The following is a 21,230-nucleotide window of genomic DNA, read 5'->3' as shown; positions in this document are numbered from 1 at the left end:
TCTATCAGCCCTCTTTCTTCTGTGAATCACCTTTTACGTAATTGGAAAGTGTTCCGATGTTTTCAATGGTAATACTCATTTTGTCACCGTCTTTCAGCCACACCTTTGGATCCCGGCCCATTCCAACTCCTGGAGGCGTTCCTGTTGCAATTAAGTCACCCGGTCTTAGCGTCATAGACTGCGATAAGAAGGAGATAATCTGCGGTATGGTAAATATCAGGTTGCTTGTATTGGAATCTTGCATAATTTCCCCATTGAGTTCGAGTGAGATTGATAGACTGTGCGGATCCCCTGCTTCATCCTTTGTCACAATCACTGGTCCTGTTGGCGCAAAGGTGTCGGCTGTTTTGCCCCGGGACCACTGTCCGTCCTTAAATTGCAAATCGCGCGCGCTAATATCATTCATGATCGTGTAGCCAAAAACATAATCGTTTGCCTCTTCTTCCGTTACCCGCTTAGCTTCCTTTCCCATGACAACAGCAAGCTCTGCCTCAAAATCAACTTCACTTGAATTGATAGGAATCTCCACCGCGTCATGATGGCCGACGATGGCATTCGCATATTTTGAAAAGATCACCGGTGAAGCAGGCGGCTCCATTCCGGTTTCTCTGCAATGATCAATATAATTCAAGCCAACGCAAATGATTTTTTCCGGAGCCTGCATCGGCGGAAGGATTTTCACATCGGATATTGGAAAAACAGCCTCCTCATTGGTACCCTGGCTAATAAGCTTTTCAGCAAGCGGCAGCAGTTCTTCACTTCTTTCTATAAAGGTTTTCAGGCACGAAGGAAATTGATTTCCGGCAAGTATTGTTAAGCTGATGGCTTTCTCTCCCTGGACAACACCAATATGCTGTTGAGAATTAATCGTGAAAGCAGCTAGTTTCATATTCGGCACTATCCTTTCTTACGTAAGGGCATAAGGTGTTTTTTCACCTTTTAAAACCTGTACGATATTTTTCGCGGCCTTTTGTCTTAGCTCCACCATGGCTTCCTCTGAATACCATGCGCTGTGCGGAGTAATAATGACATTATCCATATGAAGAAGCGGGCTATCGATGCTAATTGGCTCTTCTTCGGCTACATCGAGAGCGGCACCTGCTATTTTGCCATTTTCAAGCGCTTCTATCAGGGCCTTTTCATCAATAATCGGACCACGTGCAGTGTTAATGATGACAGCATTTTTCTTCATTTGGCTAAATCGGTCTGCATTTAATAAATGGAAGGTATCCTTAATTAACGGAACATGTACCGATAAATAGTCGGCTTCACTTATGATTTCATGCAGCTCCATTTTTTGCACTCCGGCTGATGCCATATCCTCTGCGGAAACAAAGGGATCATATGCGGCCAATTTAAAGCCAAGGGGTTTTACCTTTTCAATAAATCTTCTTGGAATGCGCCCGAACCCAAGAACTCCTACTGTTTGATTGGTAAAACGGTGAATAGGGACACAAGCTTTGAAATCCCAATTTCCTCTTTTTACTTCATTATTTAATAGAGTCACTTTACGGGCCCATGATAAAAGAAGAGCCAGTGCGTGGTTTGATACCTCTTCCATCCCATAATCAGGAACGTTAGCTACGGTAATGCCTTTTTCATTGGCTGCATCTAAATCAATCGTGTTCACACCAACACCATAGCGGGAAATCACCTTGGTATTTTCAAGGGATTCTATTACACGTCTTGAGATTGGTGCGTATTGATTTAAAATGGCGTCTGCATGTTTGGCCTGCTCGGCCACCTCATCTTCCGTTTTGCACTGCGCTTTAACGAATTCAATATCAAGGCCGCTATCTTTAAATACGTCTTCCTCATATTTGAGATTTTCAAATTCATAGTCTGTTAAAAGTACTTTAAGTGTCATTCTTTTCACCCCTGGAATAATAGTAAGAAATCCCTGGAACGGGTTGGAACCGCTCAGGGATTGAAAATTATTTAGCTAGCGTTTTTTCAGCCGTCGGAACCCCAAGCCCTTCTGCACCAAGCTTTGAAGTAACTGCTTCCGGATAGTAGCGTTCAATCATTTGAATACCAATGGAAGCACGGCGTACACGCTCTTTTACGAGTGAGATATTCGTGCTTTCCCATTGCTTTCCGGAAGGATACACATCCGGGTGATTGCGAAGGCCAAATTTAATATAAACGGGAGCGAGCACCCGAATGATTTCCGGGATTTCGTAGTAGCGCAGGAATCCGCCGAAATTATCCGGAACCTCCACGTACAAGTCAATTGGAATATCAATGGACTGGCGGATTGCAGCAAGCTTTGCGAGCGGCAATGCAGAAGGCACATTATACGTATCTGCTCCGATATCCTGCATCAGTTTTACTGAAACAGGGTTTGCCGAGCCCATTTGCACAGATACCTTTACAACGAAGTCTTCAGGAAGCTGGCCCTTTTTCTTCATTTCTTTTGTTAAAAGAAGAAGCCCCTCATCAGCTACAAGTGCGCCTCTTAAGCCCAGTTCAGCACCGCGCTTTAAATCTTCCATAGCATAAACAAGCTGATCCGCTCCCTCGTGGCGAAGCGCCTGTGATTTGCCCCCCGATGTAAACGGAGCTGCACTGATATCCCAAATGCCTCTTGGTCCTACAAATAAGCTTAACTCCATTCCTCGTTCTGCTGTCAGTTCGCACATTTCTTTGATTTCCTCATCTGTTTGAAGCATAATGCCGCTTCCCTGAGAAACGCGGTGAATCGTCAAGCCAAGGCGATCGATTTCTTCAAGCGTGGCTTTTAACGCTTCAGGCCCTTCAACACTTGGAATCTCAACCCGGTATTGTGCACCGTCCGGGAATCTTTTTGCCGATGTCGGCAATTCTTGAAAATCGCTGGATGGGTAGCCTAATTGTTCAAGCAATTCGCGGGATTCTTTCATAATTGGACGCCTTCTTTCGTTTTAATAGTTTGTAATAAACTTCGAACATTTTCACGTAGATCGGCAGGGTATACATCAAACGGAACACGATGGCCTGCTGCTTTTTCAAACCAGCGCTGATGAACAGCTTCTTTCATCGTTGTAAAAAAGGTCGGGCAATACGTATAAACATCCATCAGCCGGGAGATTTGCTGGTGGTTATTCCGGGCTTCAGCTAAATCCCCTCTTTGATAAGATTCATATAAATCCACTGAGACTTCTGGAGCAAATACAGCACTGCCATTGATGCTGCCAGCGGCGCCAATCATCAGGGCCGGGAGCATATGCTCGTCAAAGGCTGAGAAAACAAGGAAATCAGGACGGACCTTTTTCACTTCTGTAATTACCTGCCGGATATGGCCAAAATCACCGACAGTTTCTTTAATGCCAGAAATGTTCGGATAGTCTTTGGCCAATTTGACGATTAGCTCAACCGGCAAATTTTGGCCGGTTAATTGCGGGATATTGTAAATAAACACGGGAAGCTCTGTATGATTGGCAACAGTTGAATAAAAGCGATAAAGCTGATCATCCGAAAGCTTCCAATAGTAAGGGCTGACAACAAGCACACCATCTGCTCCCTGTTCCTCTGCATAAGAAGTCAGTTCAAGGACTTCCTTAAGAGCTGTGTGGCCCACACCAACCATAACTTTTACGCGCCCATGGATATGTTTAATCATTTCCCTGACATAAAGCTTCCGCTCTTCGATGGAAAGAGAAGAAAACTCACCTGAGCTGCCCATCAGCAATATCCCATGAGTATTCTGAGAAATCAGCTTATCAAGATACCTTCTATTCAGCTCCAAATCCAAATTTCCCGCTTCATCAAATAAAGTGACAACCGGGGGAATAATTCCATGAAAGCTCATTCGATTTCCTCCTCATTTACCATTCGGCAATGCTGCCATCTTCATGGCGCCAAATAGGATTTTTCCAATCATGTCCGGCTTCTGCTGCCTGCTTTACTTTTTCCTCGTTAATCTCTATACCGAGTCCAGGCTGATCCGGAATGTTTACATAGCCATCTTTATAGGCGAATACTTCAGGATTATTAATATAATCGAGAATGTCCATTCCCTGGTTATAGTGAATGCCAAGGCTTTGTTCCTGGATGATGAAATTTGGAGTAGAAGCATCCAGATGAACCGAAGATGCCAGTGTCATTGGTCCAAGAGGACAATGCGGTGCAATCGACACATCATACGCCTCAGCCATTGCGGCAATTTTCTTTCCTTCCAGAATACCGCCTGTGTGCGAAAGGTCAGGCTGGATAATATCTACATATCCGTCCTGCAGAAGCTGCTTGAATCCCCAGCGTGTATACATCCTTTCACCGGTGGCAATTGGACAGGTTGTATGCAGGGCAATCTCACGCAGAGCCTCATTGTTTTCCGGAAGCACCGGTTCTTCAATGAACATTGGGCGATATGGCTCCAGCTCTTTCACTAATGTTTTGGCCATGGTTTTATGAACGCGGCCATGAAAATCAACCCCTATGCCGAAGTCCTTGCCGAGTGCCTCACGAATAGAAGCCACACGCTCAATAACCGCTTCCACTTTTGAAAAGCTGTCTATGTAATTCATTTCTTCAGATGCGTTCATCTTAATCGCTTGAAAGCCCTGTTCCTGTTTTACTTTTGCTTCCGCAGCAACTTCAGCCGGCCGGTCCCCCCCGATCCAGGAATACACTTTAATCTTCTGGCGCGCTTTGCCCCCGAGCATTTCATAGACTGGTATATTGTAATACTTGCCTTTAATATCCCAGAGCGCCTGCTCGATCCCGGAGATAGCACTCATCAAAATTGGGCCCCCCCGGTAAAAACCGCCACGGTACATTGTTTGCCATATATCTTCGATGTCATTAGGATTACGGCCAATAATATAATCTGATAGTTCATTGACGGCTGCCTTTACTGTTTCAGCGCGCCCTTCGACAACAGGCTCTCCCCAGCCGGAAATGCCTTCATCTGTTTCAATTTTTAAAAACAGCCAGCGCGGCGGAACTTTATATAATGAAAGTTTCGTAATTTTCATATGGGCACCTCGCAACTTTTTGATAAAAAGGAGATTTCTATTTTGGAAATCTCCTTTTTAGGTTTGAATGGTTTTCCTCAATTTAGCCGATTTAAGAGCCTTTTATGAAAACTGTTTTAATGGCTGTATAGAATTCTTTTGCAGCTTCACCTTGTTCACGTGAGCCTGTACTTGAAGCCTTCATTCCGCCAAATGGCGCCTGAAGTTCTACACCGGCGCTTTCCGCATTGATCCGGACGAGACCCGCTTCAATTTCATCGATGAATTCCAGAATCGAGCTGATATCTGAAGTAAAGATCGATGCACTCAATCCATATTTAGTATTGTTTGCCACTTCGATTGCTTCTTCCAGGTCAACGGCTCTAATAAGCGCAATGACCGGCCCAAAGATCTCTTCCTGTGCAATCGTCATATCAGCTGTGACTTCTTCAAAAATAGCCGGTTTAACGAAGAAGCCGTTATCATATTCACCGCCTGTCAGCACTTCGCCGCCATGAACCAGTCTGGCACCTTCATTTTTTCCGATTTCAATGTACTTGTTAAATGTGTTGAACTGGCTTTCGCTTGCACAAGGTCCCATCCAGACTCCCTCTTTGAGTCCATTGCCTACAGTGATTTTTTCAGAGGCTTCGATTAACTTCTGCTTAAATTCGTTATAAACATCAGATTCTACAATGACCCTGCTTGAAGCCGTACACTTTTGTCCAGATGAGCGGAATCCGCCGCTGATGACCGCTTCAACAGCCTGGTCAAGATTGGCATTTTTCGCAACAATAACAGGGTTCTTTCCGCCCATTTCAAGCTGGAATTTGATGCCGCGCACAGCAGCTGCTTTCGCTACGCTTTGTCCGACACTTTCTGATCCTGTAAAAGTAATGGCATTCAATTTAGGATGATCGATCAACCCCTGGCCGATCTCAGAACCTGAGCCCGTTACAAAGTTTAAGACACCTTCAGGGAAGCCGGCCTCTGCAAAGCACTCGACCACCTTAGCAGCAGTGACAGCCGCTTCGCTCGCAGGCTTGAATACAACTGTATTTCCGTACACAAGTGCAGGCGCGATTTTCCAGATTGGAATTGCAACCGGGAAGTTCCAAGGTGTGATAACACCTACTACTCCAAGCGGTGCACGCTTTGTGAACATAAGGGCATCTTTATCAGTTGATGGAATAACATCCCCCTCTTTGCGCATTCCTTCCCCTGCATAATAACGAAGAATTGCAATGCCTCGGGCAGTTTCCCCTTTGGCTTCATGCAGAGTCTTTCCCATTTCTCTTGTCATGCTTTCGGCAATTTCATCCAGCCTTGATTCAAGAATGTTTGCTGTCTGGAACAATAGCTGGCCTCTTGCTGCCTGGCCAAGCTTGCGCCATGCTTTCTTTGCATTAGAAGCTGCCTCTACAGCCTGATTCAGTTCTTCCTCAGTCGATTTTTGCACATAGCCAACCGCTTCCTTTGTAGCAGGGTTAATGCTTTCAATGACATTTCCGGATGCAGATTCTTTCCATTCGTTATTAATGAAGTTGCTGTATGTTTTGGTTTCGATTGTAGTTTTCATGCTTATAATCTCCTTTTTATTAAAAAGTTGGACCAATACGCCAAATTCCAAAGTCGTGCTGCTTCAATATTTCTGCTTTTGTTAATTTGCCATTTGCGACAGCCTGGATTTCCTTCATGATCCGTCCGCCGACTTCTCCGACTGTTTCTTTGCCGTCAACGATGGTTCCGGCATCAAGATCCATGTTTTCGCTCATGCGTTCGAACATTGGTGTGTTTGTCGAGATTTTAATAACAGGGGCAATCGGCGATCCGGTAGGTGTTCCACGCCCGCTTGTGAAAAGGACGATTTGTGCTCCGCCTGCAACCATACCCGTTAGCTGTTCAATATCATGGCCCGGGGTATCCATCCAGACCAGCCCTTTTTTGGTTGGCCTTTCTGCATAGTCAATCACTTCTTCCAAACGTGTCGTGCCTGACTTTGTTGCAGCTCCGAGCGACTTTTCTTCAAGTGAGCTTAGGCCGCCTTCAATATTGCCCGGGCTTGGATTGCCGGTACGGATATCAACACCCATCTGGATGGAGCGGTTTTCCATCATTTTAATGACGGCATACGCCTTTTTTGCGACTGAATCATTCGCTGCACGGTTGGCCAGCAAATGCTCTGCACCGATTAATTCGGTTGTTTCAGCTAAAATGGCGGTGCCGCCCTGTTCAACAAGCATGTCGCTTGTACGCCCAACAGCCGGGTTTGCCGAAAGGCCGGAGCATGCATCCGAGCCCCCGCATTCTGTACCGACAATCAATTCGCTGAAATCACATAGCTCACGCTGCACCATAGATGCATCCTGAACCATTTTCACCGCAATTTTAGCCACCTCGGCAATGGTTTGAAGTGTGCCGCCATGTTCCTGTATCGATACGGTCTCGACCGGCTTGCCGCATTTGGCAATTTCGTCGCCAATACGGTGTGCCTGATGGGTTTCACAGCCTAAGCCGAGAACGATCACACCGTAAACATTTGGATTCATTCCCATTCCGGCATATGTTCTGGCCGTCTGGTCATAATCGGTTCCAACCTGTGCACAGCCATGCTGATGAATAAATGTAACGGTTCCGCTTACAAGCTCTGTTACCCGCTGTGCCGTTTGCGTTGCACAAGTAATCGTTGGCAGGATCAGCACATGGTTTCTTACTCCAACACGGCCATCAGGACGGCGGTACCCCCAAAACTGAAGCTTCTCATTGAACAACTTTGTCACCCCTTCCTCTTTTGCCTTCGAGATTATGAACATGCACATGTTCCCCTGCATCGATTGGAGCGACTGCTGCCCCGATTACCTCACCATATTTAATAATGTCGTCTCCCTGGGAAATGGCCCGTACTGCAAATTTATGGCCAAAACGGATAGGCTCAAGAATTCTAACTGTTTTTTCGATGCCCTCTGTTTTAACAATCACTTCCGCTCCCGCAGGTATATCGGAAAGAGCTACAGCTACACTATCCTTTTCATTTAAAAACAGTGTCTTGTACCCACTCATCAGCTCACCCCTTAGCTGCCTGCCCTACTTGCTGGCTTTGGACAACCGGGTTATTCAGGATGCCAATGCCAGGGATTTCAATTTCAATTCGGTCATTTTCCGCTAAAGTAAATTCGTTTGGCGGCACAACGCAGGTTCCTGTAAGAAGGACCGTTCCGTCAAAGATTTGGTTATCCAGCACCAGGTATTGGACCAGCTCATCCAGGGTGCGCTTCAGCTGGCTGACTTGAGCATCTCCATAAAATACAAGCTCTTCATCCCGGTAGATGCGGCAAATAATCTGAAATTCATAAGGATCTGAAACAGTCTCGGCCAATACAATAGCCGGCCCTATGGAGCAGGAATTCTTCCAAACCTTTGCCTGCGGCAGGTACAGCGGGTTTTCCCCTTCTATATCCCGGCAGCTCATATCATTTCCAGCCGTATAGCCAAGCACCTTGCCATCTTTATCAATGACAAGCCCCAGCTCAGGCTCCGGGATTTGCCAGTTGGAATCGGATCGAAGGTATACAGGATCATTGGGACCTACCGTTCTTGCAGATGTTGACTTGAAAAAGATTTCCGGACGCACCGCATCATAGACTTTGTCATAGAACGTTTCTCTGTCAAGCTTTCCTTGTGTGGCTTCATAGTTTCGCGCTTCCCTGCTTTTTTTATAGGTTACGCCTGAAGCCCAAACTTCTGGAGCATCAATTGGAGTGGTTAACTGAAGATTTTCCAGCGGCAGTTTTTCTGATTCCTCGGCAATCTGTTTTACAATATCAAACGGTGTTTTGTTATCTTCGCGCGCTTTAGCAATCAGTGACATAAAATCGCTGAATGGAAGGTCGGCTGCTTCATTCTCATTCGTTACAGCTGCCAGTTGTTTTTCATTTCCTTTTAGATAGCGGATAATTCTCATGTTAACTCCTCCTGAATGACTATTTGCCATTTTTTAAATTTTTAATTAATTCAATGTGTATTTAGGCTATGCCGGCAGCGTAAAGCCAACCAATTGGGAAGCCTTCTGAACAGGCTCCCCGCCGGCAAGGAAAATGATAAACTTTTATTCACTTAAATTTTTTGGTACTCATACCCGAGATCCTGCGATATGCTGGTGCTGCACTCTTTCAGAAGTCCCACGTGGTGTTCACGGTTTTCATCCGTTACTTTAGAAGCAGGCATGGACATGCTTATCCCGGCTATAACCTGACCGGAATAGTCTTTGATCGGAACAGCATAACAGACAATGCCCGGTTCGTTTTCTTCGTTATCCACTGAATAGCCAGCCGTGCGGACATGAGCAACCTCCGAGAGTAATTCTTCTTTCGAAGAGATTGATTTAGGTGTTTGTTTTGTGTACTGATAGTTTTCAAGAAACTGATCCAGTTCGGCATCTGTTTTCGTTGAAATGAGCGATTTGCCTACCGCGCTTGTATGAACGGGAACCCGGCGTCCGATGCGGGAGTAAAGAACCGTAACTCCGCTTCCTTCAACCTTATCGATATAAACTCCATCCTGTCCGTCGAGAATGACCAGATGGACCGTTAAGTTCGTCATGGCGGATAGCCTTTCAAGATGCTTTCTGGCAACTTTCCGCAAATCAAGATTACTCAGGACCATATTGCCCCGTTCGAAAAGCTTAAGTCCCAGACGATACTTTCCATTTTCCTCATTCTGGGAGATGTATCTCTGTTCCTGCAAAGTCTTCAGCAGCGAATGAACCGTGCTTTTATGCAGATTCATTCTTTTGCTTATTTCTGTAATGGATAATTCTCTTTCCCGCTCGTCAAATAAATCCATAATTTTTAATGCACGTTCCACTGATTGGATAATAGGCATTTCCGCTCACTCTCCTAGTTCTATTTAGCCTAATTTTACAGGAATTTTGACGAGCTTGCCTCTTTATTTTGCAACAGTGCCTGCTTCTTGAAACAAAACATCTGTCTCATAATCCAGAACTGCATCCTCGGCTACGGCCAGCGGAACCACTCCGTTTGCAGCATCCGTATGGCCATACATGCGATTGCTTGCTGCAACCAGCTTCTGGCGTGCCTTCATTCGCTGCTTTCTCTCTTCCACAAGAGACTGGCGATCTGCTTTTAAGCTGTCAGTAAAGGAATGGACAACCTTCCCTGCGAAAAGCTGGGTTTTATCTACAAAATCAATGCGCCTTCCCCGAAGCTGAAGATGTACAACATCACCTGTCTGAAGGAAGCCGATGCCCCCGCCTTCGTATGCTTCCGGTGTCATATGTCCAATTGCAGCACCGTATGTAACGCCGGAATAGCGCCCGTCACTGATAATGGTTGCGACCTTTTTCATGACCCGGTTGGCATTAATATGCTGCATAGGTGTAAACATTTCCGGCATTCCAAAGGCTACCGGACCCTGACCGGCAATGACAACTGAAATTTTCAATATGCCTTTTTCAGCCATCTCGTCAAAAAGCTTTTCGTATGATTCCTCTTTTAAAAGTTCCCATTCCGCTCTGTTGTTATATTTCAGTGTTTCAAGCAGCAGGTTATGGTCAAATAGCTTATCCTTTTTAATATCGTTAAGCAGATTCGAGTCAAGCAGGCTTCTGTTTGCATCATCTTCATTCTCAAAATAAAGAACAAATGCCAGCTTATCATCGAATTGATCAAGCTGCGGTGTCGGCATTCCGCTGATTTTTACCACTGCGCTTTCAAAGAAATTGCCCTGCAAAACATCCACTCCGCTAAATGCCCTGCGCGGTTCTTCAGCAGATAATATAACAGGATTTTCTTTTACATTTGATGCCTGGAGGCTTCTTGTGATGGCGAGACGCTCTCTCCAGGATCTGGCTGCAACTGTTGGCGCATCCTGATCCATCGGTACACCATGTTCAAGCAATTCGTAAAAAAGCGTTTCCATTCCCCTGCTCGTTCCGCTGCAGCACTGCATGGCGAGCGAGTAAATATCACGGCCTTCTGTCAGGCTATAGTCAAACAAATCAGGAATCGGATGCTCATGATGTATGCGGTCCAAATCCCATAGACTAAAATTGTATCCGCCATAGAGCATGCCCGCAACAATATGCATCATCAGGTTAGTAGAACCGCCGGATGCACTATGAATGCGGATCGCATTCTTGATATTGGCAGCCACAATATTGGAAACACCATACTTTTCTTCATTAATCATAGTGGCAAAGCTGTCAAGAACCGAATTGATCTGCCTTTGTGTCGGCGGATCTGTCAGCAGCTCCACCGCCGGATGAACAAGGCCCAGTCCAGCTACAAGATGTCTGGAACTATTACCGGTACCATTAAAGGCACAAACCCCTCCCTGTCCGTCACATGTCGCAACTGCCAGCCTCATTTCAAAATATTTATGCTGTTCCTTTGTTAAGATGCCCCTCTCATATGCACGCTCGAACACACCCTGGAAGGCTGTATTTGATGAACATTGCAGGATATATGCCATTGTGTCACGCAAATCAGCCGCCACATCAGCCGCACCATTCAATTCAGCTTTTTTCGCCAACTCTTCAAGCTCTGCGATTACATCGTCCGGAATCGAGCCGCCTTCGAGAACATGTGCAGGGGCAAATGTTGCAAAAAATGGAGCTTCGCCGCGGCTGCGTCTTACCCGATCAACATGTGCAAGCGCACTGACAACGCCCAGCGGCTGCTTATCACATCCTTGAATGACGAATGCACCATGATAACTATGTGCTTCCAGCTGATTGACAACCATTTGGGCAACAGCGTTCCTGCTTTGAAGTGAATAGCTCATCCCCTGATTGCTTTGGGCAGTGCCATCACACATAACCGGGGTGGAAAAGTAAAAGGGAACCCCGCCATTCTGCCAGATGCGGATGGCTGCACGTGCAGAGGTCTGATAGTCCATGATGTGAGCAGGATGATCAGATGAACCTCCGATAATGGCAATTCGCGGAGCATTTACTTCAAGGCGGTTGTAAATTTCCTCGAGTGTCCAATCCGGCTTTCCACCTTCATAGGAAGAACCAAGTGTCTGTTTTGCCCGATCCAGCAGTCCAGCTACCGTAATCGGTTCATTTGCTTTTCCCTGCACATTGTCACGGTATGGATTTACAGGATTATCTATAAGCGGATATAAATGTGTCATATGAACACTCCTTATCTATCAATCTGCAAGAATAGTTTTTTGCAGATAATCTTCGGATTAATCGAGCACCAATTCCTGGAGATCTGAAATAATTTCTAAATTGCTGTTTTGTTTCGCTTCCTCAATCAAACTCTCCGAGATCCAGATTTCTCCGATGTCTAATGTATTCTTGATTCGAACAGCTTTTACCTTGTTTAAGTCAAAGGCATTGCAGGTTTTAATTGCAGCTTTGACAGCAAGCTCTTTTGTTTCAAGCACCATTGGAAGCTTAATGACTTCGATCACGGTGCTGGTCAGAGCATTTGCATAGCCTTTTTCCCATATAATTTCATCCACTGCCGCTTTTGTTGTCATATCTGCCATACCAATGCCATTTGCGTTTCCATGCGTTTTTTCGGTCAGACCCAGGACAACTGTTCTTTTTATATCCGGTCCGCCTGAAGCATATGGGGTAGCGAAATTCCCTGTAATATTGGGATCCATCCCATCCCCTGAAATATCCTTTCCAAGCTCATCGACAATAAGCACATCAAACTCATCAAAATGGATTTTGGGCATAAGGGACTTTGCTTCCATTAACAGCTCCGGCTCGGCTGTTTCCAGGTCTTCCGCCGGCACAGCTATAACTTTTGCAATCTTGTCATAAGCATTCTCAAGTGATGCCAGGCCGAAAATGATTGGCGCCTTTGACAAAGAAATTTTCGCCATTTCCGGCACATGCTCTGCCATATATTTAAAACTAAAGGCATGAGCAGCTTCCGCCCCTTTTTGTTTTCCAAGCCCGATGGTAATCATTTTCATAAGGCCGCTTTCAACCGGTCCGCGGAATGCTGTATGCGGCTTAACCCGGTTAATGACAACAATTTTGTCAGCTTCATAGGCATTTCGGTCAATGTAGACTGGAAGCCCATTTGGCAGTTCGCCAATTTTGACAACTTCCATAGAAGATTTAATCGGTGCCTCTACAGCCCCCTCCGTAACGCCCAATTGGTGAAGCACATCGGTCTGTCCTTCAGCTGTAGCACCTCCATGGCTCCCCATTGCCGGTACAATAAACGGGTGTCCTCCTGCGCGTTTAATTTCCCTGACGGTTTCACGCACAAGAACAGGCAGATCAGCCAGACCTCTGCTTCCGACTGCAACAGCAACGGAATCGCCTTCACTTATTTTTGCCATCACATTGGTTTCATTCAGGGTTTTCCTTACCGCATCCGCCACATCTTCCAGCTGGGGTGCGCGAAAATTCTGTCTTACTTTTACCATTCTGGGAATAGGGATATCCTTTAAGATTTCTTTAATAATGTCCATTACCTTTTCTCCTTCATTAATTCAGCCATGCAAGCGGCACTGTAATAATTTCCGGGAACAGGATCAATAGAAGAAGCACAATGACATGAACAACCAGGAATGGCCAAATTCCTTTCGTCAAATCAACCAGGCTGATTTTGCTGATTCCGCAGCCAACATATAAAACAGTGCCCACCGGAGGTGTAATCAATCCGATACATAGATTGATCACCATGACAATACCGAAGTAGACTGGATCGATTCCGGCCATCTTAACAAGCGGCAGCAGCACGGGTGTGAAAATAAGAATAGCCGGAGTCAGATCCATCACAAGGCCAATAAGCAGCAGGAAAATCATAATGACCATCATTAAGATCAGAGGACTTTCAACTAATGATCCCATGTAGCCCGCAATCTCTGCGGGGACATTTGCGACCGTAATAAGCCAGGCTGATACCATGGCAGCAGCGGCCACAAACATCACAACACTCGTTGTTTTTGCTGAAGCAATTAAAACCTGGTACAGCTCTTCCAGCTTCAGCTCACGGTAAATGAATAAGCCAACAAACAAGGCATAAAATGCAGCTACAACGGCAGCTTCCGTCGGGGTAAAAACCCCGCCGCGCAGACCGCCAATAATGATGACTGGAAGCATCAAAGCAAAACTGGCATCCTGAATCGCTTTCCAAATTTCTTTGGCTGATTTTCTTGGCGGAAGCTCACTTGTATCCTTCCGTGACATGAAGAACCAGCCAATCATGAGCCCGACTCCCATCATTATTCCGGGAATAATGCCGCCCATAAATAGATCTGTAATGGATACACCCGCGGTTACCCCAAATAAAATCATGGGAATGCTTGGCGGTATAACAGGAGCTATAATACCTGATGCACAAATGATGCCTGTTGAGGTGTTTACGTTATAACCTTTGGCAATCATCATGGGAATTAAAATTGCCCCAAGTGCTGCAGTATCTGCAACAGCGGAACCCGATAATCCTGCAAAAAGAATACTGGCAATAATGGCTACAAAACCAAGGCCGCCACGAATGTGCCCTACCAGCGCCATGGAAAAGTCTACGATTCGCTTGGAGATTCCTCCTGCATTCATCAGTTCTCCAGCTAAAACAAAAAACGGGATAGCCATTAATGAGAAGTTGTTAGCTCCATTGATCAGGTTCTGGGCAACGATCTGGCTATCAAACGTCCCCATGGCAAACATCAGCATAACCGCGCTGGCAAGCAGGGCAAATGCAATTGGCACCCCTAATGTCAGTGACCCAAACAGCGACCCTAAAAATACTCCAATCATGGCGAATATTCCCCTCCTTTCCCTACGCCGTTATTTTGCAATGATTTTCTCTTCCTGGTCAGTGTTAACTTCTGCTAAGACATCGTCAGAGGATTGAACGATCGTCAGGTTATCAGATTTTCCCCGGATAGCCTTAAAGAGGCTTGCTATTATGATAATCATCATCCAAATGCTGGACAGAACACCTATCCCATATAAAAAGGAAAGGGGCATGCCTGTGGCCGGACCGGTACTGTTCATATTGAGAAGAGTCATTTTCCAGCTTCCCTCCAAGATCAGCCATAGCAGGTAAAGGACTATTGCATTACTGATCAGAAAGGCAACTTTTTGGAGTCCCTTTGGCAAGGCATTGACAACGATGTCCACGCCAAGGTGCATTTTATCCTTCAATGCAGCAATGGCCCCCAGGAAGACCATCCAGACAAAAAAGTATCGGGACATTTCTTCAGACCAGGTAAGACCGGAATTGAATACATATCTCAAAACAACATTTCCAAAGACGGAGAGGGACATGGCTGCCAGTGAAAAGGCAATCGCAATGTTTAATAGTTTGGTAGAAAAAGAGTTAATTTTGCTAAACACAGCTTTCTCCTCCCTGCAAATTTAAGCTCGGAGGAATAACAGGGTTATATCCTCCAGGCTTCTTCTTCCTGCTACTCTGCTTCCGCACGGATGCGATCAGCTAAATCCTTCGCCCAATCAAATTCACTGTAAATCTCTTCATACAAAGGCTGTGCTGCTTCTTCCATCTCAGCTGAAAACTCTTCTGAAGGAGCTGTAAACTTTAAGCCATTGTCTTCGAGGAATTTCTTATCTTCTTCATAGCTCTTCTCAAGGAGGTCAAATTCATAATCTGCAGCTTCTTTTGAGGCCTTTTCGATAATTTTCTGCTGCTCTTCCGTCAAACCGTTCCAAAAATTACTGTTGATAATATACAAGTTAGGGCTGAACATATGCTTTGATTCCAAAATATCGCTTTGTACCTCATACCAGCCGGATGCCCTAACTGTAGCAATTGGATTGTCCTGGCCATCAACTACTTTTTGCTCCATCGCTGTGAATACTTCAGAGATTGGGAGAGGAGTCACATTAGCGCCAAGTAATTTTCCCAGTTCAATATAGTTTGGTATATTTGGCATTCTTAAGCGAATTCCGTCAAGATCTTTTAAACTATCAATCGTTTTGTTTGAGGAAATCATTCTAAATCCATTTGCACTCCAGGCAAGAGGCTTTACACCATGTTCAGATTCAAGGTCTTCTGTCAATTCATCACCAATCGGCCCATTCAATACCTTTTTTGCATGGTCGAAATCTTTAAATAAGAATGGCCATTCCGGGGCGGCCATTTTCGGAATATCAGCCTGCATGATCAAACCTGGAATTCCCATTTCGATTGTCCCGTTGCGGACACCATCATAGAATTCTTTCTCGGCCCCCAATGTACTGTTCGGGTAAAGCTGAACTTCCAGCTCGCCGTTGGTTTCTTCTTCTACAATCGTTTTAAACTTTTCTTTCAATGCCACATTTTGGGGATGGTCCTCAGCAAAGTAATGTGCAACTTTGATTACCTTTTTCTTTCCTCCCCCATTTTCTCCTCCTGCTTCCTCCCCGCCGCAGCCGGTGAGGATTAAGAAGCTTGCAAGCGCGGTGGCTGCCAATCCAAATAACTTCTTGTTTTTCATCTTCATCTCCCCTTCGTTAGTTTTGCTGCAAATATCTAAAGTTGTTCATTGTCCTATAATATAAAACTGAGTTTTGTAATATACACAAAAAGGAAACAGCTATTCTCTTTATAAAAATGCTGTTTAATATCCGCTGAGCACTGATTTGCCCGTTTATAAGAACAGAAGTGAAATCTGCGGTATGACAATAATGATCAGCAGTGTGACTACCATTGCAAAGAAAAACGGCACAATCGCTTTAGATAGCTGTTCCAGTGTCAGGCCTGAGATCCCAGCACCCACAAACAGGTTTACACCAAGCGGCGGTGTTATAAAACCAATAGCCAGGTTTACGATCATAATAATCCCAAAGTGAATCGGATCGTAGCCTATCTGAAGGGCAACTGGCAGGAGTATTGGCGTTAAGATGATAATCGCTGCAATCGTGTCCATAAAACACCCTACAATTAAGAGCAATAAGGTAATGAGCATCATGATGATAAGCGGCTCGCTCGAAATGGAAATCATGGCTTCAGCGATTTGATTCGGAATTTGTTCAAGTGTCAATAACCGCCCAAATGCTGTAGCCGCTCCAACAATTACAAGCACAGAAGCTGTTGTTAAAGCAGAATCCACAAAAATCTGAGGCAAATCTTTGAATTTCAATTCTCTGTAAACAAAAACACTGACAATTAAACCGAAAACCACCGCAACTACGGCCGCTTCTGTTGGCGTAAAGATACCGCCGTAAATACCACCTAAAATAACAATCGGAATCATGAGAGCCCATTTAGCTTCCCAAAGAGCTGTTAAAATGCCCTTTAAGGTTGTCTTTTGGTCTGATCCAGTATAGCCCATTTTTTTTGAATGAAAGTAAGAATAGATCATTAAGCCAATTCCCACCAAAATTCCCGGGATGATTCCGGCAATAAACATATCTCCAATCGAAACACTGCCGGATACACCATAAATAACCATAGGAATACTTGGCGGAATAATTACGCCAATTGAACCGGCTGATGCAACAACCGCTGTTGCAAAGCGTTTATCATAACCTTTCTGGACCATGGCAGGAATCATAATCCCGCCAATCGCCGCAACAGTTGCAGGTCCTGAACCTGATATCGCTGCAAAAAACATACAGGTTACGATCGTTGCCATAGCAATGCCGCCTGTCTTATTCCCTACCATTGAATCAGCTACATTAAACAGCCGCTTGGATATTCCTCCCTTCCCCATGATTTCACCGGCGATAATAAAGTATGGAACTGCCAGCAGCGGAAAAGAGTCAACTGAGTTGGTTAATTCCTTCATCAGGAATTCAACTGGCATACTGCCGGTATATAAAATGGTGAATAATACGGCTAATCCGATTGCTATTCCTATTGGAACAGTTAAAAATAGAAATGCGGCAAATGAACCAAATAATACCCCCGCCATTCAGAATCTACCCCCTTTAAAATCTAGATCACATTTATATTTTGTTCAGCATCTTTTGGAAGTTCATGAGTTTTATCATAGTTTTTAATCGATATAATATTGCCTATGATATTTTGAATCAATCGGATGCCCGCAAGCCCCATGCCAACAGGTGGAGCAAGATATACAATGCCTGTCGGAATTTGAAGTGCAGGTGTTGTCTGTCCAAACATCAGCAGTTGGGATGCAATTCCGTAACCATAGAACACAACATATACGCAGAATACTAAAAAGAGGATATTAGAGATGAGTGAAAAATAAATTTTCGTTTTATCTTTAAAAAGAATGAGTGCGGCATCCACTTTAATATGGCGATGATGCTTGACAGCATAGCTGATACCGATATAGATCAGCCAGATAAAGCAGTACCGCGCAAGCTCTTCTGACCATGACAGTGAATTTGACATCACATAACGCATAAACACCTGTATAAAAATGACAGAAACCATGATAGCCGATAAAACGAATAGTATGTATTTTTCAAAGTTATCGTCCAGCCATCTTAGTACTTTTATCAAACTGATCGCCTCTCTTCTTCAAAAAGCAGCCGGCCATCGAGCGACAACCGGCTGCTCGTTTCAAATTTATTTTGCCTTATCAATCTCAGCAAGGAACTCGTCTACAATTTCAGCTCCGATTTTATCTTTGTATTTATCAATAACCGGCTTCACAGCTTCCTGGAACTTTTCAAATTCTCCCTCTTTGATTTCTGTAAAAGTCATTTCTTTCTTTAGCGTTTCAAGTGATTCGTCCGCTACTTCACGTGTACGCTCACGGTTAAACTTACCTGCTTCTACTGCTGCTTTCGAGATGATATCCTGTTGTTCTGCAGAAAGCTCTTCCCAAATCTTTTTGCTGAATAAGAAAATGAAAGGTGTGTACACATGATTTGTATTCGAAACATGCTTTTGTACTTCAGGATACTTACTTAACAATATTGTTGGATATGGGTTTTCCTGTCCGTCGATCGTCCCCTGCTGTAAAGCTGTAAATAATTCAGTGAATGCCATTGGAGTTGGGTTAGCACCAAGGGCTTTCCAGGCATCTAAGTGGATTTCATTTTCCATTGTGCGGATCTTCAATCCTTTAACATCCTCCATACCTGCAACAGGTTTTACATCGTTTGTTAAGTTACGGAAACCATTTTCCCACCAGGCTAAACCAACTAATCCCTGCTGATCAACCATTTCAAGCATCTTATCTCCAAAAGGCCCATCCAAAACCTTATCTGCCACTTCTTCATTTGGGACCGTGAATGGAAGGTCGAAAACACCATAAGCCGGTATAAAGTTTACAAGCGGTGAAGTAGATGGAATGGTCACATCAAGCGTACCGAACTGAAGCATTTCAATTGCTGAACGGTCATCGGCAATCTGGCCGGAATGATAGACTTCCACTGTTAAATCATCTGACTCTGCTTCAACCAGCTCTTTAAATTTCAAGGATGCCTCATATTCCGGATGCTTGTCATTGACCCCAATACTCACTTTGATTGTCCGCTTGCCCCCTTCTCCGCTGGCACTATCGGATCCTTTTTCAGAAGCGCCGGTTGAGTTTGATCCACCTCCGCATGCTGCCAACACCATCGTACTGAACATAAGAATGCTCAAAAATAAAATAGACAATTTCTTCATCAATCTTCCCCCTCAATATTTTTAAAAATGATAGTGACTCTTTGTTTGCGCTATCATTGGAAGTTCACAAAACTTTTTAATTTATAAAAACGCTTTCAAAAAATCATTAAATATTTTTAAGTTTATCACTCCTTTAAATCGTTTTGTTTTACATTATAAAACTCAGTTCTGTATTCGTGAACATATTTGTATTTTAACGTCAGCTTATTTTATTTGTCAAACTATTTTTTATATTCAAAAATGGTCGTGAAATTAAAACTATTTCAATAAAATGATTGGAGTTTATGATGCTATGAAGTATTAAAGGGAGAAAGGATTTAATGATATGCTGACAAAGCATTTTCAGAAAAAATTTTTCTGCATTATAATCTGGACCTATCTGGAAATCGCGGGCGATATATAGAGATTTTATATTTAAATTTTGCAACAAAAAAAACCAATGCCGGTCTCTCTGCCGGCATTGGCTTCTTATCTCCTAATATTAATCCTGAGGCAAAATCAATTTTGACCGCAAGTATGCGTTAATAAACGTATCCAGGTCTCCGTCCATAACTCCCTGGACATTACCTGACTCCGTGTTGGTACGGTGGTCTTTTACCATGGAATATGGGTGGAAAACATATGAGCGGATCTGACTTCCCCAGCCGATATCTTTTTGCTCACCGCGGATTTCGGCCAATTCAGCTTCCTGCTCCTCGATTTTCTTCTGGTAGAGCTTGGCTTTAAGCATTTTCATGGCATGTTCGCGGTTTTTGATCTGGGAACGCTCTGTCTGGCAGGTTACCACGACATTTGTCGGCAAGTGGGTGATACGGACAGCAGAGTCAGTTGTGTTGATATGCTGACCGCCGGCGCCGCTTGCACGGTATGTGTCGATTTTGAGATCTTCGGTACGGATATCAATTTCAATTTCATCATTGAATTCCGGCATCACTTCACAGGAAACGAATGAAGTATGGCGGCGTCCTGATGAATCAAATGGTGAGATCCTGACAAGGCGGTGCACGCCTTTTTCAGCCTTCAAGTAGCCGTAAGCGTTATGTCCCTTGATGCTAAGCGTAACACTCTTGATCCCCGCTTCATCTCCCGGCAGGTAATCCAGGGTTTCAACCTTGAAGCCTTTCTTCTCTGCCCAGCGTGTGTACATGCGAAGCAGCATGCTGCCCCAGTCCTGTGATTCGGTTCCGCCTGCACCCGGATGCAGTTCAAGAATGGCATTGTTTTTATCATATTCTTCGCTTAAAAGAAGCTGAAGCTCAAAGTCGTTCAGGCGTTTTACCAGGTCCTTAAGCTCTTCCTCAAGATCAGCCTGTAATTCTGCGTCGCTCTCTTCTTTTACGAGTTCATAAGTTAATTCCAGATTCTCAAACACTTCGTATAAATCGTGGAATTCAACTACCTGGTCTTTCAGTGAGTTTGATTCGCTGATCACAACCTGTGCCGCCTGCTGATCATCCCAGAATCCTGGCTGCAGCATGACATCGTCAAGCTCAGCAATGCGTGCCTCTTTGTTTTCTAAGTCAAAGAGACCCCCTAAAGTCCGCTAAAATCTTAGCTGTTTTTTCAAGTTCATTGCGAATATCTGCTAATTCCATTTTGGTCACCTCAAAAATTATTTTTTCCTATTATAGCGTGATTATCTGTAAAAGCCTATACCAGCATATGCCTATACAAGCTTTTTCCAAAGAGCGAAGCCGGCAAAGCTATTGCCGGCTCGGGTGTTTATTTTAAGCGAGAAATAAATTTTTACGTCGATAACTGTCTAGCT

The 21,230-nt window shown here is 44.4% G+C and carries 19 protein-coding genes; all 19 read right to left on the bottom strand.

Annotation, left to right across the window (positions count from 1 at the left end; all coding sequences use genetic code 11):
- Positions 1 to 4 precede the first annotated feature (4 nt).
- The 19 genes from CHI10_RS06245 to prfB all read right to left on the bottom strand — a co-directional run bounded on the left by CHI10_RS06245 (position 5) and on the right by prfB (position 21,057).
- Positions 5 to 889, bottom strand: a complete 885-nt coding sequence (locus tag CHI10_RS06245; RefSeq protein WP_095243455.1) for a fumarylacetoacetate hydrolase family protein — start codon at positions 887 to 889, stop codon at positions 5 to 7.
- An 18-nt stretch (positions 890 to 907) separates the two neighbouring features.
- On the bottom strand, positions 908 to 1,867 hold the full coding sequence (locus CHI10_RS06240; protein WP_286137203.1) for a C-terminal binding protein: 960 nt from the start codon (positions 1,865 to 1,867) through the stop codon (positions 908 to 910).
- A gap of 67 nt (positions 1,868 to 1,934) precedes the next feature.
- Positions 1,935 to 2,882 carry a U32 family peptidase gene (locus tag CHI10_RS06235; protein ID WP_095243453.1) on the bottom strand — a complete coding sequence of 316 codons (948 nt, stop codon included), beginning with the start codon at positions 2,880 to 2,882 and terminating at the stop codon, positions 1,935 to 1,937.
- Positions 2,879 to 3,790, bottom strand: coding sequence for a dihydrodipicolinate synthase family protein (locus CHI10_RS06230; protein WP_095243452.1), 912 nt, complete (start codon positions 3,788 to 3,790; stop codon positions 2,879 to 2,881). The genes CHI10_RS06235 and CHI10_RS06230 overlap by 4 nt, the downstream gene beginning before the upstream one ends.
- Before the next feature lie 16 nt (positions 3,791 to 3,806).
- Positions 3,807 to 4,955 carry a galactonate dehydratase gene (dgoD, locus tag CHI10_RS06225; RefSeq protein ID WP_095243451.1) on the bottom strand — a complete coding sequence of 383 codons (1,149 nt, stop codon included), beginning with the start codon at positions 4,953 to 4,955 and terminating at the stop codon, positions 3,807 to 3,809.
- Between the two features lie 91 nt (positions 4,956 to 5,046).
- A complete protein-coding gene (gene gucD, locus CHI10_RS06220) occupies positions 5,047 to 6,513 on the bottom strand; it encodes an alpha-ketoglutaric semialdehyde dehydrogenase GucD (protein WP_095243450.1) in 1,467 nt (488 codons plus the stop codon).
- A gap of 19 nt (positions 6,514 to 6,532) precedes the next feature.
- Positions 6,533 to 7,747: a UxaA family hydrolase gene (locus CHI10_RS06215; protein ID WP_286137202.1), complete on the bottom strand. Its 1,215-nt coding sequence runs from the start codon at positions 7,745 to 7,747 to the stop codon at positions 6,533 to 6,535.
- The gene (locus CHI10_RS06210; protein ID WP_095243448.1) at positions 7,695 to 7,994 is read right to left on the bottom strand and encodes a UxaA family hydrolase; all 300 of its coding nucleotides are present in this window, start codon (positions 7,992 to 7,994) and stop codon (positions 7,695 to 7,697) included. The genes CHI10_RS06215 and CHI10_RS06210 overlap by 53 nt, the downstream gene beginning before the upstream one ends.
- Before the next feature lie 4 nt (positions 7,995 to 7,998).
- Positions 7,999 to 8,895, bottom strand: a complete 897-nt coding sequence (locus tag CHI10_RS06205) for a fumarylacetoacetate hydrolase family protein (RefSeq protein ID WP_095243447.1) — start codon at positions 8,893 to 8,895, stop codon at positions 7,999 to 8,001.
- A 152-nt stretch (positions 8,896 to 9,047) separates the two neighbouring features.
- The gene (locus CHI10_RS06200) at positions 9,048 to 9,815 is read right to left on the bottom strand and encodes an IclR family transcriptional regulator (protein WP_095243446.1); all 768 of its coding nucleotides are present in this window, start codon (positions 9,813 to 9,815) and stop codon (positions 9,048 to 9,050) included.
- 63 nt (positions 9,816 to 9,878) lie between these two features.
- A complete protein-coding gene (locus tag CHI10_RS06195) occupies positions 9,879 to 12,089 on the bottom strand; it encodes a dihydroxy-acid dehydratase domain-containing protein (RefSeq protein ID WP_095243445.1) in 2,211 nt (736 codons plus the stop codon).
- A 57-nt stretch (positions 12,090 to 12,146) separates the two neighbouring features.
- The gene (locus CHI10_RS06190; RefSeq protein ID WP_095243444.1) at positions 12,147 to 13,397 is read right to left on the bottom strand and encodes a nickel pincer cofactor-dependent isomerase, group 22; all 1,251 of its coding nucleotides are present in this window, start codon (positions 13,395 to 13,397) and stop codon (positions 12,147 to 12,149) included.
- A gap of 16 nt (positions 13,398 to 13,413) precedes the next feature.
- Positions 13,414 to 14,688 carry a TRAP transporter large permease gene (locus tag CHI10_RS06185; protein ID WP_095243443.1) on the bottom strand — a complete coding sequence of 425 codons (1,275 nt, stop codon included), beginning with the start codon at positions 14,686 to 14,688 and terminating at the stop codon, positions 13,414 to 13,416.
- Positions 14,689 to 14,718: 30 nt separating this feature from the next.
- Positions 14,719 to 15,270 (bottom strand): TRAP transporter small permease, encoded by a 552-nt coding sequence (locus CHI10_RS06180; RefSeq protein WP_048009837.1) that lies wholly within the window; start codon positions 15,268 to 15,270, stop codon positions 14,719 to 14,721.
- Between the two features lie 71 nt (positions 15,271 to 15,341).
- Positions 15,342 to 16,370 carry a TRAP transporter substrate-binding protein gene (locus CHI10_RS06175; RefSeq protein ID WP_095243442.1) on the bottom strand — a complete coding sequence of 343 codons (1,029 nt, stop codon included), beginning with the start codon at positions 16,368 to 16,370 and terminating at the stop codon, positions 15,342 to 15,344.
- 153 nt (positions 16,371 to 16,523) lie between these two features.
- Positions 16,524 to 17,789, bottom strand: a complete 1,266-nt coding sequence (locus CHI10_RS06170; RefSeq protein WP_095243441.1) for a TRAP transporter large permease — start codon at positions 17,787 to 17,789, stop codon at positions 16,524 to 16,526.
- A 23-nt stretch (positions 17,790 to 17,812) separates the two neighbouring features.
- Positions 17,813 to 18,346, bottom strand: a complete 534-nt coding sequence (locus CHI10_RS06165) for a TRAP transporter small permease (RefSeq protein WP_095243440.1) — start codon at positions 18,344 to 18,346, stop codon at positions 17,813 to 17,815.
- Between the two features lie 66 nt (positions 18,347 to 18,412).
- A complete protein-coding gene (locus CHI10_RS06160) occupies positions 18,413 to 19,462 on the bottom strand; it encodes a TRAP transporter substrate-binding protein (protein WP_095243439.1) in 1,050 nt (349 codons plus the stop codon).
- 481 nt (positions 19,463 to 19,943) lie between these two features.
- A protein-coding gene (gene prfB, locus CHI10_RS06155; protein ID WP_142301765.1) for a peptide chain release factor 2 occupies positions 19,944 to 21,057 on the bottom strand; the annotation gives its coding sequence in 2 pieces (ribosomal slippage) (positions 19,944 to 20,984 and positions 20,986 to 21,057; 1,113 coding nt in all).
- Positions 21,058 to 21,230 lie beyond the last annotated feature (173 nt).

It is taken from the genome of Bacillus sp. 7894-2 (genome assembly GCF_002272225.1).
Lineage (GTDB): Bacteria > Bacillota > Bacilli > Bacillales > Cytobacillaceae > Cytobacillus.
This window is presented reverse-complemented; position numbering and strand designations above follow the sequence as displayed.

What these genes read in the sequence shown, in the direction of transcription:
- CHI10_RS06240 (WP_286137203.1), bottom strand. Translation starts at nt 1,867, where the DNA reads ATGACACTTAAAGTACTTTTAACAGACTATGAATTTGAAAATCTCAAA.
- CHI10_RS06235 (WP_095243453.1), bottom strand. Translation starts at nt 2,882, where the DNA reads ATGAAAGAATCCCGCGAATTGCTTGAACAATTAGGCTACCCATCCAGC.
- CHI10_RS06245 (WP_095243455.1), bottom strand. Translation starts at nt 889, where the DNA reads ATGAAACTAGCTGCTTTCACGATTAATTCTCAACAGCATATTGGTGTT.
- CHI10_RS06185 (WP_095243443.1), bottom strand. Translation starts at nt 14,688, where the DNA reads ATGATTGGAGTATTTTTAGGGTCGCTGTTTGGGTCACTGACATTAGGG.
- CHI10_RS06230 (WP_095243452.1), bottom strand. Translation starts at nt 3,790, where the DNA reads ATGAGCTTTCATGGAATTATTCCCCCGGTTGTCACTTTATTTGATGAA.
- CHI10_RS06160 (WP_095243439.1), bottom strand. Translation starts at nt 19,462, where the DNA reads ATGAAGAAATTGTCTATTTTATTTTTGAGCATTCTTATGTTCAGTACG.
- CHI10_RS06175 (WP_095243442.1), bottom strand. Translation starts at nt 16,370, where the DNA reads ATGAAAAACAAGAAGTTATTTGGATTGGCAGCCACCGCGCTTGCAAGC.
- dgoD (WP_095243451.1), bottom strand. Translation starts at nt 4,955, where the DNA reads ATGAAAATTACGAAACTTTCATTATATAAAGTTCCGCCGCGCTGGCTG.
- CHI10_RS06170 (WP_095243441.1), bottom strand. Translation starts at nt 17,789, where the DNA reads ATGGCGGGGGTATTATTTGGTTCATTTGCCGCATTTCTATTTTTAACT.
- gucD (WP_095243450.1), bottom strand. Translation starts at nt 6,513, where the DNA reads ATGAAAACTACAATCGAAACCAAAACATACAGCAACTTCATTAATAAC.
- CHI10_RS06210 (WP_095243448.1), bottom strand. Translation starts at nt 7,994, where the DNA reads ATGAGTGGGTACAAGACACTGTTTTTAAATGAAAAGGATAGTGTAGCT.
- CHI10_RS06215 (WP_286137202.1), bottom strand. Translation starts at nt 7,747, where the DNA reads ATGTTCATAATCTCGAAGGCAAAAGAGGAAGGGGTGACAAAGTTGTTC.
- CHI10_RS06190 (WP_095243444.1), bottom strand. Translation starts at nt 13,397, where the DNA reads ATGGACATTATTAAAGAAATCTTAAAGGATATCCCTATTCCCAGAATG.
- CHI10_RS06195 (WP_095243445.1), bottom strand. Translation starts at nt 12,089, where the DNA reads ATGACACATTTATATCCGCTTATAGATAATCCTGTAAATCCATACCGT.
- CHI10_RS06205 (WP_095243447.1), bottom strand. Translation starts at nt 8,895, where the DNA reads ATGAGAATTATCCGCTATCTAAAAGGAAATGAAAAACAACTGGCAGCT.
- CHI10_RS06200 (WP_095243446.1), bottom strand. Translation starts at nt 9,815, where the DNA reads ATGCCTATTATCCAATCAGTGGAACGTGCATTAAAAATTATGGATTTA.